This is a genomic window from Spirosoma aureum, assembly GCF_011604685.1.
Taxonomy (GTDB): Bacteria; Bacteroidota; Bacteroidia; order Cytophagales; family Spirosomataceae; genus Spirosoma; species Spirosoma aureum.
The window spans coordinates 155944-170213 of record NZ_CP050063.1; the positions used below are offsets into that span (position 1 = coordinate 155944).

General features: G+C 46.8%; 16 protein-coding genes. 2 read left to right on the forward strand and 14 right to left on the reverse strand.

The genetic code is table 11. The annotated features are described in order from the left end of the window. Positions 1-26 precede the first annotated feature (26 nt). Together G8759_RS00580 and G8759_RS00585 are read left to right on the forward strand one after the other, a co-directional pair. The gene (locus G8759_RS00580) at positions 27-1094 is read left to right on the forward strand and encodes a TerC/Alx family metal homeostasis membrane protein (RefSeq protein ID WP_167204279.1); all 1068 of its coding nucleotides are present in this window, start codon (positions 27-29) and stop codon (positions 1092-1094) included. 55 nt (positions 1095-1149) lie between these two features. After that, entirely contained in the window at positions 1150-5142 is a 3993-nt protein-coding gene (locus G8759_RS00585) for an AAA domain-containing protein (RefSeq protein ID WP_232074087.1), read from the forward strand. Positions 5143-5173: 31 nt separating this feature from the next. Here G8759_RS00585 and carA read toward each other — a convergent pair whose 3' ends face one another. The 14 genes from carA to rplR form a co-directional block, all read right to left on the reverse strand. After that, positions 5174-6277, reverse strand: a complete 1104-nt coding sequence (carA, locus tag G8759_RS00590; protein ID WP_167204283.1) for a glutamine-hydrolyzing carbamoyl-phosphate synthase small subunit — start codon at positions 6275-6277, stop codon at positions 5174-5176. A gap of 87 nt (positions 6278-6364) precedes the next feature. Then, positions 6365-7135 (reverse strand): 50S ribosomal protein L17, encoded by a 771-nt coding sequence (rplQ, locus tag G8759_RS00595; RefSeq protein ID WP_167204285.1) that lies wholly within the window; start codon positions 7133-7135, stop codon positions 6365-6367. 92 nt (positions 7136-7227) lie between these two features. After that, positions 7228-8217: a DNA-directed RNA polymerase subunit alpha gene (locus G8759_RS00600; protein ID WP_162388469.1), complete on the reverse strand. Its 990-nt coding sequence runs from the start codon at positions 8215-8217 to the stop codon at positions 7228-7230. A gap of 173 nt (positions 8218-8390) precedes the next feature. After that, positions 8391-8996, reverse strand: a complete 606-nt coding sequence (rpsD, locus tag G8759_RS00605; protein ID WP_167204287.1) for a 30S ribosomal protein S4 — start codon at positions 8994-8996, stop codon at positions 8391-8393. A 78-nt stretch (positions 8997-9074) separates the two neighbouring features. Beyond that, on the reverse strand, positions 9075-9470 hold the full coding sequence (gene rpsK, locus G8759_RS00610) for a 30S ribosomal protein S11 (RefSeq protein ID WP_162388471.1): 396 nt from the start codon (positions 9468-9470) through the stop codon (positions 9075-9077). Positions 9471-9581: 111 nt separating this feature from the next. Beyond that, the gene (rpsM, locus tag G8759_RS00615) at positions 9582-9959 is read right to left on the reverse strand and encodes a 30S ribosomal protein S13 (protein ID WP_162388472.1); all 378 of its coding nucleotides are present in this window, start codon (positions 9957-9959) and stop codon (positions 9582-9584) included. Positions 9960-9961: 2 nt separating this feature from the next. Then, entirely contained in the window at positions 9962-10078 is a 117-nt protein-coding gene (ykgO, locus tag G8759_RS00620; protein ID WP_009284800.1) for a type B 50S ribosomal protein L36, read from the reverse strand. An 81-nt stretch (positions 10079-10159) separates the two neighbouring features. Continuing rightward, positions 10160-10378, reverse strand: coding sequence for a translation initiation factor IF-1 (gene infA, locus G8759_RS00625; RefSeq protein WP_009284801.1), 219 nt, complete (start codon positions 10376-10378; stop codon positions 10160-10162). 7 nt (positions 10379-10385) lie between these two features. Next, positions 10386-11198 (reverse strand): type I methionyl aminopeptidase, encoded by an 813-nt coding sequence (gene map / locus G8759_RS00630; protein ID WP_167218595.1) that lies wholly within the window; start codon positions 11196-11198, stop codon positions 10386-10388. Between the two features lie 32 nt (positions 11199-11230). Next, positions 11231-12547 carry a preprotein translocase subunit SecY gene (secY, locus tag G8759_RS00635; protein ID WP_162388473.1) on the reverse strand — a complete coding sequence of 439 codons (1317 nt, stop codon included), beginning with the start codon at positions 12545-12547 and terminating at the stop codon, positions 11231-11233. A gap of 31 nt (positions 12548-12578) precedes the next feature. After that, a complete protein-coding gene (gene rplO, locus G8759_RS00640; protein ID WP_162388474.1) occupies positions 12579-13055 on the reverse strand; it encodes a 50S ribosomal protein L15 in 477 nt (158 codons plus the stop codon). A 96-nt stretch (positions 13056-13151) separates the two neighbouring features. Then, entirely contained in the window at positions 13152-13331 is a 180-nt protein-coding gene (rpmD, locus tag G8759_RS00645; RefSeq protein ID WP_162388475.1) for a 50S ribosomal protein L30, read from the reverse strand. A 19-nt stretch (positions 13332-13350) separates the two neighbouring features. Further along, the gene (rpsE, locus tag G8759_RS00650; RefSeq protein WP_164040465.1) at positions 13351-13869 is read right to left on the reverse strand and encodes a 30S ribosomal protein S5; all 519 of its coding nucleotides are present in this window, start codon (positions 13867-13869) and stop codon (positions 13351-13353) included. Between the two features lie 3 nt (positions 13870-13872). Beyond that, positions 13873-14226 carry a 50S ribosomal protein L18 gene (rplR, locus tag G8759_RS00655; protein WP_162388476.1) on the reverse strand — a complete coding sequence of 118 codons (354 nt, stop codon included), beginning with the start codon at positions 14224-14226 and terminating at the stop codon, positions 13873-13875. Positions 14227-14270 lie beyond the last annotated feature (44 nt).

Below are 14270 nucleotides of genomic sequence, written 5' to 3' on the forward strand. Positions count from 1 at the left end.
TTAGTTTGCTATCCGCCTTATTGTTTATGCTCTCCAACGAAACTGTATTTTTCCTCGCATTCGCTACGTTTGTTCTGCTCATCATGGCCGTTGACCTGGGAGCATTTACCAAACAAAAGAGTCACATTGTCGAATTTAAAGAAGCAGCAATCTGGAGTACGATTTGGGTTGCTCTTTCTATTGCCTTCTACTTTTTTCTACAACAATTCGGTTATCTCGTCCATGGCATTACCGACATGGCCCGGCTTGAGGAAATCCGAAACCGCTACGCTGAACACGTCAAATTAATCCCTAACAATTTTCCGGCCAGTTTAGCAAACTTCCAGGCAAATATGTCACTGGAATACATAACAGGTTATTTGGTCGAGTATTCTCTTTCTGCCGACAATATTTTCGTATTTATTCTGATTTTCAATTCGTTTGGTGTTCACCAGCGTTTTTACAAAAAAATTCTGGTCTGGGGAATTCTGGGAGCCATCATTCTACGGTTTATCTTCATTTTTCTCGGCTCAGCGCTGATTCAACGGTTCGAGTGGATCATGTATCTGTTCGGTGCCTTTCTGGTCTATACGGGTGTTCAGTTGTTTTTTCAGGGCGATGAAGACGAGAAAATTGAGCCTTCCAAACACCCCGTTGTTCGATTCGCCAGTAAATACCTGAATGTTTATCACCGAAACGTGACGGACAATTTCTTCGTCCGCCGTAAGTCTGATCGAAAGCTGTTTGTCACACCCCTGTTTATCATTGTCATTGTCGTGGCGTTTACCGATCTGGTCTTTGCCGTTGACTCTATACCGGCCATTTTCTCGATTACGAAAGATCCTTACATCGTCTTCTTCTCGAACGTTTTTGCCATCATGGGCCTTCGTTCCATGTTCTTTTTCCTGTCGAGTATCATGAGCAAGTTCAGGTTCCTCAAAGTCGGCCTGGCGGTTCTCTTAACGTTTATCGGCGTTAAGATGCTCACTGAACACTGGCTGGCGGAGATAGGCTTCCAACCGGTTTATTCCCTTTATATTATTGTCGGTATTTTAAGTGTAAGTATTCTGGCATCCTGGCTGATACCTGAAAAAAGTCCGAACCCAGATTCTTAAGATTAAGAAGATTTTCAGGATTTTGCGTTTTAATTCTGTGAATCAGACAAATCTTGTGAAAATCGATCAAAATCGCCAGCAGGTTCAGACCATACTCCGTGCGTTCCGACGACGGCTGACTAATCTTAGCAGCCGTAATCGATCCTTGTTATTGACAAGCTTACCAGCCGGGCAATTTCTAGACCTGCACGAAACTGATTTTCTGCTTAACAAATCATCCTTTACCCTGATTGCTGATCTTATTGGTCGGAAAGCATCCCTGACAATAAGTGAGGTGCTTGACCCCCGGCAGGAACGCAGCAATGAAGTAAGTCAAAAAATCAGACGTATTGCCCGGACGGCTACGTTCATAACCGAAGAACGCGGCACGGAGGATTTATACATTGGCTGGCCATTTGTACGGGGTAAATTCCTGGATGATACCGTCGTTCATGCACCGCTTCTTTTTTTCCCTGTGCAAATTGAACAACAGGGTAAGTTCTGGAAACTGATACGGCGAGGTGACGAATTTGCTTTTCTTAACCCGACGTTTGCGTTGGCTTATGGGCAATTTAATCAGGTCAAAATTTCAGACGAAGTCCTTGAAAAACCGCTGGATGATTTTGACCGCGATGCGCTCAATTTTCGTACGCAGCTTTACGAGTGGCTCAAATCCAGTCCGCTGGAAATCAACTTCAATCAGAATCTTTTCGTCGATACCCTCCAGTTTTTTGATAAACAGACGGCCAAAAGCCTTGGTCAACTGGAGCGCATAGGTGAATTAAAACTCTATTCTGAAGCTGTTTTGGGCATTTTTCCTCAGGCCGGATCGTTTTTAGTACCCGATTATGATGCGCTTCTGGCAAGAGACGAGGAGCTGGATGCAGACAATGACGAATTTCAGGGATTATTTCCCTCCGCCCTCTCCTTCTCTACATCCCCATTCCTGTCCGAAAACAAAATTCATACTCCTCTGCCGCTCGATGCTTCGCAGGAAGTCGCCTTACGAGCGGTGAAAAGTGGGCAGTCGCTGGTTGTGCAGGGCCCTCCGGGCACCGGTAAGTCTCAGCTGATCGCGAACTTAATGGCCGATGCGGCTGCCGGAGGTAAGCGCGTATTGCTTGTCTGTCAGAAACGGGCTGCGCTGGATGTTGTTCAGGAACGTCTCCGACAGGTCGGTATGGCCCCGTTTCTGGCCCTTATTCATGACTTTCAGGACGACCGTCGCGCACTGTATGCACAGATTGCCGGACAGGTTGAGCAACTGGACAGTTACCGTCAGAAAAACAACAGCCTTAATGCGGTGTTGCTTGAACGGGATTTTGATCAGGAAAGCCGTCGAATTGATGAGGCAGTCACTGAACTTCAAGCATTTAAAGAGGCTCTTTTTAATGTCAATGAGTGCGGAGTTTCTGCCAAGGAACTTTATTTAACGACTAATCCAGATGGTCCTTCGATTCCGCTGGAAGAAAGTTATCCACATTTCCCTGTTAACACTGTGGATAACTTTCTTCGGCGGCTGGGCGCTTATGTAGATTATCAACAACGGCTAGAATCGAACCATCTCTGGAGTCAACGAGTTAGCTTCAGTTCGTTTGCCCCACTGGATTTGGCGAAGGCTGATCAGACTATTAAACAATGGTCTGAGACGGCACAAATGGCAATTGAACAAACAAGTATTCTTCTAGGCCAATCGCCCTCTCTACCTCAATTAACTGACTGGTTATCAAATGATTGGGGGTTAACCGCGTTACTGTCTCTGCTCGATGACACCAATGAGACAGAATTCTGGCCAATTATACACTATCTGCGAAGCACTCCTAACCATCCTGCTTTTAATAGTGGTGAGATTCAGCTCGAAACATTGGCCGATGATTGGGAAGAAGCGCTGGTTTCTCCAGGCCCCGAATTGACGCTATCGATGGCTGAAATTCCAGCATTTGAGCTAATGGTAGCCGACGCATTACAGGCTCGCCCGTCCTGGGTACGCTGGAATTGGTGGCAGTTAACCAGTGCAGGCAAAACCCAGCTTCAGGCTGTAGCGGCTTCCAATCAGTTGACCCTGTCAGAAAGAGATCTGCAAACGCTTCGGATCCGGGTAGCAAAACGAATCCAGTTCGAGACGATTAAGCGGCAAATTAGCCCGCTGATAGCCAATCTGCCGCTAGCTGAGACCCCTGCCGGTTTACGGCTTCTTCGTCGGGCGATTCACTTTGTTGAACGGTTAAAAACGATTCGGGTACTCAATCAATTGCCGATATCAGCCTGGCTTACAAGCCTTACATTTCGTGATACTATTGCCCGCTTGCTCTCAACGGCAGGTATGGTCGATCAGCAACGAATCACTTCACAGAAATATCTACCTGACTCCCAGTTGGAAGCAATCTGGCAGAACCACTCATTGGCCGATCTCCTTCGTCAATCGCTCCGTCAGGATTTTGACTTACTGGTGGAGGCAGACCGGCTCAAAGAAGGGTTTTCAGAAATTGAACAACTGGTCGTTGAACAACTGGGTTCCAAGAATCCAGCCGAATGGGTCGAGACGTTCACGAACTCCCTTCGCTTAGCCTGGCTCGATCACCTGGAGCGTAAATATCCTGAACTCCGCAGTGTTTCTTCGCTGAAAATGAGGCACACTGAAGATGCCCTACAGGAAAGCGTTCAGCGTAAACAGACGCTTAGTCGTGATATCCTGCTTATGAAACTTCGGGAGCAAACCTACCGTAATCTGACCTTCAATCGACTCAACAACATTGTAACCTACCGCGATCTGCTTCATCAAACAACCAAGAAGCGAAACATCTGGCCCGTTCGGAAACTAATGGAGTCGTTTGCCGAGGAGGTTTTTAAACTTGTGCCCTGCTGGCTTGCCTCACCCGAATCAGTATCGGCAATGTTCCCGCTTCGCGAAGGGCTTTTCGATCTCGTCATTTTCGACGAAGCTTCCCAGTGCTTCGCAGAAAATGGCATTCCAGCGATGTTTCGGGCTAAGCAGGTCGTTGTCACTGGCGATAATCAACAACTTCGACCTAGTGATCTTTATCGTGTTCAGTTAGACGATCCGGAAGCAGTTGATGAAACGCTTCCGACCGCGCTTGAAGTTGAATCGTTACTTGAATTAGCAGCACAGCAACTGCCGCAGATTTCGCTAACGGAGCACTACCGTAGCCGCTCTCTAGATCTCATCACGTTCTCGAATCAGCATTTTTATCAGAACAAATTACAACTCCTGCCTTATTTCAACGATGCCAATCGGCACGAACCCGCTATCCGTTATTTGAACGTTAAAGGCATCTGGGATAAAAACGCGAATCTCGCCGAAGCCGAAGCCGTTCTGGAACTTCTCGATCAAATCGCCCTTGAAATGCCCGGTCGATCGGTCGGTGTTGTGACGTTTAACTACCCACAACAGCAACTAATTCAGGATATGCTGGAAAGCAAGTCAGCGGGCATGTCTAATCTGTCTTCTGCTGATTCTGAGCGGGACTTTCCGGCACCTTTGCTGGTAAAAAACATCGAAAATGTTCAGGGTGACGAACGGGATATTATTATTTTCTCCATCGGTTATGCTCCTGACGAACGTGGACGGCTTTCGATGCAATTTGGTAGCTTAAATACAAAAGGAGGTGCCAATCGCCTGAACGTAGCTGTCACGCGAGCACGTGAGCGTGTGTATGTTGTTACCAGCCTTTGGCCCGAACAACTTAAGGTGACAGAGGCTGCGCATGAAGGCCCCAGGTTACTGCGCTCGTACCTTGAGTACGCTCTCAATGTAGCCAAGGGAGGTTTTGAACCTTATTATCAGGCCAATCCGACTCCGGCGATCAATTCACTTTTAAAAGTTCAATTAGAAGTACAGCATCCCGATTGGCAGCCCGAACTTCCTTTTGCAGACTTAACGGTTAAAGCTGACGGGGTTTATGAATCGCTTGTTTTAACCGATGATGAGGCCTATTACCAACAGTCGCTGAAGCAATCACACGCCTATTTACCGATTGCGCTTCGAGCCAGGAACTGGCCCTTCCAACGCTTCTGGAGCCGGGAATTCTGGCGATCAGCCGGTAATTAAAAAAGCCTGGACGAATCCAGGCTTTTTTAGTTTATTCATTCATCATGCCAACAAACTGATCAAACAGATAGCGCGAATCATGCGGCCCCGGCGACGATTCGGGATGGTATTGCACCGAAAAGGCCGGCTTATCTTTCCGACGAATACCTTCAATCGTTTTATCATTCAGGTTAATGTGAGTAAGCTCAACATTAGCCGTATCCATGACCTCTTCGGCCCGCACCGCAAACCCGTGATTTTGCGACGTTACTTCGCAATGGCCCGTAATCAAATTCTTGACCGGATGATTGAGGCCGCGGTGGCCGTTATGCATTTTGTAGGTCGAAATACCGCTTGCCAGCGATAAGATCTGGTGGCCTAGGCAAATACCAAACATGGGCGTTTCAGCATCCAATACCTGCTTTACGGTTTCAACGGCATAAGGCATCGCTGCGGGATCACCGGGACCATTGGCAATAAAATAGCCATTCGGCTTCCAGGCTTCTAATTCACTATATGGTGTTTTGGCCGGAAACACTTTGCAGAATACACCACGCTCATTGAAGTTGGTCAATATACTACGCTTTACCCCTAAATCCAGAACTGCTACCCGAAGCTTTGAATCCGGATCGCCCTGCTCGTACGATTCCTTTGTGCTTACTTCCGATGAAAGTTCAAGCCCTTCCATATCGGGCACTTTATGCAGTTCTGCCAATAAAACGACCGGATCAAGTATTTCAGACGAGATAATACAGTTCATTACGCCCTTCGAACGAATATAGCGTACCAGTTGCCGCGTATCGACACCATGAATACCAACAATATTAGCCTTTTCAAAGTAATCCTGAAGCGATCCATCGGCCGTATAGCGAGAATGGATATTTGAGAAGAAGTTACAAACCATCCCCCGAATCTTGACGCTATTAGACTCCTGTTCGGCATCATTCAACACACCGTAATTTCCGATGTGCGATGTGGTATTGATAATAACCTGCCCATAATAAGATGGGTCGGTGTAAATTTCCTGATACCCGGTCATGCCAGTATTAAAGCAAATTTCTCCGCCGGCTGTACCTTTTTTACCAAGTGCTAATCCCCGATATACGGTACCATCTTGCAAAACAAGCAAGGCCTCAGGTTGCTGCGTATGTTTCATTTATGCGTTTTGGCTTAAAAGACTAAAAAAAAGGGCTAACCAGTGCGGCTAACCCATTTCTATATGACTGGTTGGTAGATCACTCAATTATTCTTCTTTACCACCTTTCAAACGATCCTGTAATTCTTTCAGTTCGTCTAGTTTGCCATCACGTGCCAGAGCAGCCTGTTCGTTCCAGGTTGTTGCATCATGGACGTTAAAGCGAGAACCGGCGTCAGCCAGCACTTGCTGAACAGCTTCATCTTCTGAAGCAGCTAATTGTGCAAACGTAGTGATACCAGCGTTGTTTAGCAGCTCAGCAATTTTTGGTCCGATACCTTCAATCAGTGTTAGGTCATCACCCGTTGTTTGAGCTACTTCAGCAACAACCTCAGCAACTGGAGCTTCGGTCGCTTCGGCGGCAGGAGCAGCTTCAGCCGCTGGGCGAGCACTACCACGACGGCTACGACGTGTTTTGGTCGTTGATGCAGCTTTTTCAGCAGCAGCCGAAATCAGAATTTCGTTAAAATCAACTAATTCGATCAGGCAGGTTTCGGCATTATCACCTAACCGGTTACCCAGTTTGATGATCCGGGTATAACCCCCTGGACGGCTGGCGATTTTATCAGCTACAGCTCCGAATAGTTCTTTTACGGTTTCTTTGTTGGTCAGTGATTGGAACACAACCCGACGATTCTGGTAGGTATCGTCTTTAGCCCGCGTTAAAATAGGCTCCACAAATTTGCGGAGTTCTTTCGCCTTCGCTACGGTCGTCTCGATCCGCTTGTGCAGGATTAGCGAAGACGCCAAGTTCTGCAACATCGCTTCGCGGTGCGAGTGCGTCCGGCTTAGGTGATTATCTTTTTTACCGTGTCTCATTATCTTGTGAGGTTTACGGTCTATGGTTTACAGTTTACAGCTTTGTATCGAAACGTCGACGAGAAACCGTAAACCATAAACCGTAAACCGACTTAGTCTTCGTCTAATCTGTACTTAGCGACGTCCATACCGAACGTCAGGTTCTTTTCCGCAACGAGTTGTTCCAATTCCGTCAATGACTTCTTACCGAAGTTGCGGAATTTCATCATGTCCGAAATTTCTAACCGAACAAGATCACCCAATGTGCGCACATCAGCCGACTTAAGGCAGTTGTAAGCACGAACAGACAAGTCGAGGTCAGCCAACGAGGTTTTGAGCAGTTTCCGCATGTGCAGTACTTCCTCATCGACCACATTTTCTTCTTCAGGTTTCGTCGTCTCAAACGTCATCGTCTGATCCGAGAACAGCATGAAGTGCTGAATCAGTATATAAGCGGCACCTTTCAGCGCTTCTTCCGGGTGGATCGAACCATCTGTTTCGATGTCCAGCAAAAGACGCTCATAATCTGTTTTCTGCTCAACCCGGGTGTTTTCAACGCTATATTTTACGTTTTTAATTGGCGTATAGATAGCATCGATGGGTATATGGCCAAACGGAAGTTCATTCGCCCGTGGTTCATCAGCCGGAACATAGCCACGACCTTTTTCCACGAAGATTTCCATTTCCAGATCCCGTGTATCATCGATGTGGCAGATTTCCAGTTCTGGATTCAGCACTTCGAATGATGGCGAAAATTTGGATATATCACCAGCCTTTAAGACTGATTGCTTCTTGATGTTGACCGTAATTTTGTTGTCAACCATGTCTGAAATCTTCTTAAAACGAACCATTTTAAGGTTCAGAATGATTTCAGTCACGTCTTCAACCACACCCTCGATTGAAGAAAATTCGTGCAACACACCCGGAAATTTTACGCTTGTGATCGCATAACCTTCCAGCGATGACAGCAAAATACGCCGGAGCGCATTGCCGATTGTTACACCGTATCCTTTTTCAAGGGGTTTGAATTCAAACACCCCGTGAAAGTCGTCAGCTTTCTCCACTACGACTTTGTCGGGCATTTGGAACGCTAAAATTGACATACGTTTCGTATTGTTTACAGCAGTTCTCTGCCTTGGCGTGAAGACTGAAACAAGTTTATGGTTTTAATTAATGGGTTGAAGCATTTCATTGTAAGGAACGACAAACCAAAACAGTAAACCATAAACGATTTATACTAAAACCAGCAGAACCCGAATGAGTTCTGCCAGCCTGATTACTTCGAATATAATTCGACGATGGCCTGCTCGTTGAAGTTCTCAGGAATCTGATCCCGTTCAGGATAGCTGATGAACTTACCCGTTAGCTGCTGATTATCCCATTCAACCCAGTTGTAACGTTTGGTGTTACGAGCTGACAGGCTAGAAGTAACGGCTTCAAGCGACTTCGATTTTTCACGAACGCCGATCAATTGACCTGGCTTCAATGAATAAGAAGGAATGTTGACAACTTCACCGTCAACAATAATATGCTTGTGTGATACTAACTGGCGAGCTGCCCGACGTGATGAAGCGATACCAAGGCGATAAACGGTGTTATCTAACCGAGCTTCGCACAACTTCAGCAGGTTTTCGCCGGTGATACCTTCCCGAACCTGAGCCCGGTGGAACAATGCCCGGAACTGGCGTTCCAGAATGCCATAGGTATATTTTACTTTTTGCTTCTCGAGCAATTGGAGCGCATATTCGGATTGTTTCCGTTTGCGTCCGCGACCGTGCATACCCGGTCCGTAATTTTTCTTTTGGAGCGCCTTGCTCGGTCCCAGGATGGGCTCGCCGAACTTACGCGAAACTTTGGCTTTAGGCCCAGTGTAACGTGCCATTCTTCAATGAATGAATAATTGTGAAACATTGGACAGACACAACCGAATGTCGCCTGCCCCTATTCATGCCATCCGTAATTATACGCGACGACGTTTTGGCGGCCGGCAACCATTGTGCGGCAGCGGGGTAATATCACGAATCGTGGTTACTTCGATCCCGGAGTTCTGAATGGTACGGATAGCCGATTCACGACCTGATCCTGGACCTTTCACAAACACTTCTGCTTTGCGCATACCCAGATCGTGGGCAACGGCAGCACAGTTTTGAGCGGCTGTCTGAGCAGCATACGGCGTGTTTTTTTTAGAGCCACGGAAGCCCATTTTACCGGCCGATGCCCAGGAGATTACCTGGCCGTTCATGTTGGTGATCGAAATGATGATATTGTTAAACGTAGCCCGGATGTGTACCTGGCCAACCGATTCAACAACTACCACCCGCTTTTTCGCTTTGTCTTTGCGTTTTGCTTGAGCCATTGTTTTTTAGGTAATCGTCATTGCCATAAGCTGCCATAATTTGTTATCGATTGGCTTCTAGCAGCCGATAACCGCACATGACTATCATTATGACCAGAAACGACCAATTAATTATTTGGTGACTTTCTTCTTGTTAGCAACAGTCTTCCGTTTACCCTTACGAGTTCGGGAGTTGTTTTTCGTATGCTGACCACGAACGGGCAAGCCTTTCCGGTGGCGTAGGCCCCGGTAGCAACCAATGTCCATCAAGCGTTTGATGCTCAACTGAACTTCAGAACGTAGCTGACCTTCTACCTTGTACTCGTTTGAGATCGCATTACGCACGGCGCTAGCTTCTTCATCCGACCACTCGCTGGCTTTTTTGTCAACATTGATACCTGCATCGGTCAAGATTTTCTTTGCCCGGCTGCGGCCAATGCCGTAGATGTATGTCAGCGCGATTTCGCCACGCTTCTTGTCTGGAATATCAACACCTGCAATACGTGCCATTCTTAGCCTTGTCTTTGTTTATAACGGGGATTCTTCTTGTTGATCACGTACAGCTTTCCTTTCCGACGGATCACGATGCAGTCTTCGCTGCGCTTCTTGATGGACGCTTTAACTTTCATGATAAAAAAGTTTTCAGTTATAAGTTTTCAATTGTGAGTTGTCAGATACTGACTGATAACTCTAAACCGAAAACTGTAAACTCATTTGTATCGGTACACAATCCGTGCCTTACTTAAATCATAAGGCGACATTTCCAGTTTCACGCGATCTCCTGGTAAAATTTTGATGTAGTTCATCCTCATTTTACCAGAGATATGAGCGATTACCTCGTGCTTGTTTGCCAGTTCGACCCGGAACATTGCATTTGATAATGCCTCCAAAATCACACCATCCTGTTCTATAGAATTCTGCTTTGCCATGTTCGCTTTATGCCGCCATCAGTTCCTGTGTTTCGACCATCAGGCTTGTGTTCGCGGTGACTGCTTCAATGTATTCAAAGGTTGTCAGAATCTCCGCTTTACCTTTACGAACAGCTATTGTATGTTCGAAGTGAGCAGAGGGTTTACGATCGGCCGTTCGAATTGTCCAGCCATCACGCTCCTGAAAAATTCCTTTTTTCCCGAAGTTAATCATCGGCTCAATCGCCAAAATCATACCTTCACGCAATTTTGGTCCTTGTCCTCGTTTGCCATAATTTGGCACCTCAGGAGCTTCATGCAGGTTCTGACCAACGCCATGACCTACTAACTCCCGAACGACTGAATACCCGAATTTTTCCGTGTATGTCTGAATGGCGTACCCAATATCGCCTACCCTATTCCCTTCAACAGCCTTTTCTATACCAATATAGAGTGACTCTTTTGTCCGGGTCAGCAATCGCCGTGTTGCGGGATTAACGTCTCCAACGGGATAGGTATAGGCACTATCGCTATGATAGCCATTAAGTTTTACTCCGCAATCGATCGAGATAATGTCACCGTCGCGAAGCTCATATCGGCTTGGAAATCCGTGGACAACCACATCATTAACCGATATACACAATGAAGCCGGAAACTTATTATAACCTAAGAAAGATGGAGAGCCACCGTTATCCTTAATAAACGTTTCGGCGACCCTATCCAGTTCCTTTGTCTGAATGCCAGGACGGATTAGCTTGGCTACTTCAGCGTGAGCTTTTCCAAGTACCTGAGCACTGATTTTTATCAGGGCGATTTCTTCATCGCTCCTGTAATAAATCATTTTTTCTTTCTTATCAGAACTAGCCATTTTTGTTAGGCTGCAACTGTCTCGTTAGTCCGGCCCTGTACGCGACCAGACTTCATCAATCCTTCGTACCGACGCATTAACAGATAGCTTTCGACTTGCTGTAATGTATCGAGTACAACACCGACCATGATAAGCAGTGACGTTCCGCCAAAGAATTGTGCAAAACCACTGGTCATACCCAGCAAGTTAGCAATGGCTGGCAGGATAGCCACAATCGCCAGCATGATCGCCCCTGGCAAGGTAATCCGGTCCAGAACTGTACCAATGTATTCAGAAGTCTGAATTCCTGGTTTAACTCCTGGAATGAATCCACCACTGCGCTTCATGTCATCAGCAATTTGAGTCGGGTTAACCGAAATCGCTGTATAGAAGAACGTGAAGATGATGATCAGCAAAGCAAACAGAACGTTATATTGCCAGGTGGTATAGCTTTGGAAAGCATTTTGCACTCCTGCGGCAAAATCGCTTTTCTCAGCAAACAATCCCGACAGATAACCGGGAATAAACATCAGTGCCTGAGCAAAAATGATCGGCATTACACCAGCAGCATTCAGTTTCAATGGCAGATATTGCCGTTGTCCACCTACCACTTTGTTTCCAATTACCTGTTTGGCATACTGAATTGGAATCCGACGAACGGCCTGAGTCAATACAACTGCTCCCATAACAACGAAGTATAGAGCAACTAACTCAAGTACGAACAGCAGAATACCACCTGTTCCTCTCGACTGCTGTTCGCCAATGATAGCGCCCGGTAGCCGGGAAACAATCCCGATCATAATGATCATGGAGATACCATTTCCGATGCCCTTGTCTGTTATCCGTTCACCCAGCCACATACAAAAGATCGTGCCTGAGGTTAAGATAAACAGGGAGGAGATTGTGAACAGACCTCGATCGATCAGGAGTGCTTCAGCAGGAATCGTTGTACGGATGTAGGTAATTGCCTGCACTGCCGTTACACCAATTGTCAGAACACGTGTGATCTGATTCAATCGCTTACGACCCGATTCGCCTTCCTTCTGCATTTTCTGGAAGTAAGGCAAAGCCAGGGTAAGTAGCTGAATAGCGATCGATGCCGAGATGTATGGCATGATGCCCAATGCGAAAATAGACGCTTTGCTGAACGCACCACCCAAAAAAGTGTCTAACAAACCGAGTAATCCCTGCGGATTCAGATTCAGTTTGTTAGGGTCAACGCCCGGTAGCACAATTGCTGAACCAAGACGAAACGCCGTAATAAACAATAGCGTGTTGAGGATACGACTCCGCAACTCATCTATTGCAAAAATATTCTTAAACGTGGTGATCAGTCGGTTCATAAAAGTAGGCGGCTGATGCCGTGCTCACAACTTAGTTCGTTGCTTCCTCTTTCGCTTGTTTAGCGGGCACAATTGCTTTACCACCTGCTTTTTCGATCGCTTCTTTAGCGCTACTCGAGAAAGCATGTGCGTGAACTTCTACAGCCGATGTCAATTCACCACGGCTTAAGATTTTCACAAGATCTTTTTTGCTTACCAACCCGTGCTGAAGCAGGAAGTCGATATCCACTACGGTTGCTTTGGTTTCGTCAACCAAGGCCTGGATCGAATCCAGATTGAGAGGTTTGTACTCGACGCGGTTGATATTCTTAAAGCCAAATTTCGGCACACGACGTTGCAATGGCATCTGGCCACCTTCGAAGTGTGTCTTGCGACTATAACCTGAGCGCGACTGCGCTCCTTTGTGACCACGCGTAGACGTTCCGCCCATGCCTGATCCTTGCCCGCGTCCGACTCGCTTGCGCTCTCTGACGGAACCTTTTGCCGGTCTAAGGTTGCTTAAATTCATGTTATTATTATTAAAAAAACCGATTCTTTTGACCTCTCAATACGCACATGACACCAGGCCATGGCAAACAGGAAGCCAAAAGAATCGCAAAGATACTTAAATTTCTTCAACCTTCACTAAGTGCTGTACTTTGTTGATAGCACCTTTTAAAGAGTCGTTGTATTCCAGCTCAACGCTACGGTTGATTTTGCCCAAGCCTAACGACTTGATCGCATTTTTTTGAGATAGCGGTCGTTTGATGGTGCTGCTGACCTGCGTGATGCGTACTCGTGCCATGTCTGTTGCTCCTTTCTAATTAACCGTTAAACACTTTAGCCAGACTTATCTGACGCTGGAATGCCACCTGATGAGGTAAGCGCATTTTCAGCAGTGCATCTAAGGTAGCTTTCACTACATTGTGCGGGTTCGATGAACCTTTCGATTTTGCCAATACGTCGCGTACACCAGCTGATTCAAGAACAGCCCGCATAGCACCGCCGGCGATAACACCTGTACCCGGTGCTGCTGGCTTCAGCAGGACAAAGCCACCGCTGAATTTACCTTCCATTTCGTGAGGTACCGTATGCTTCAGGAGGGGAATCTGCACCAGATTTTTCTTAGCATCTTCTACACCTTTAGCAATCGCATCCGTCACTTCATTGGCTTTTCCTAGTCCGTATCCGACGACACCGTTACCGTCTCCGACAACGACAATTGCCGAAAAACTGAACCGGCGACCACCTTTTACCACCTTCGCAACGCGATTGATGGCTACCACCTTTTCTTTCAGGTCGGCTTCGTTAAACTTTGTCGGTCTTGCTGCGTTCGTGTTCATCATTTAGAACTTAAGGCCACCCTCGCGGGCTGCGTCGGCCAGTGCTTTTACTTTACCGTGATACAAATAACCATTACGGTCGAACACGACAGTGTCAATGTTCTTGGCAAGGGCTTTTTCGGCCAGCCGTTGTCCGACTTTCTTCGCCGTTTCGACGGTGTTGCCTTCTACTTCGCTCTTCAGTTCGACCGATGAAGCGGCAGCCAGTGTATTACCAGCGACGTCGTCAATCAATTGGGCGTAGATCGCTTTGTTCGAGCGAAAAACTGACAGCCGTGGACGCTCAGCAGTTCCGGAAACTTTTGCCCGGATGCCAAACTTAATCCGCTGTCTTCTTTCTTGTTTACTTGTTGCCATGTTATTTGATTCCGACCAAATAGGCGAATGTTAGTTTGGTATTC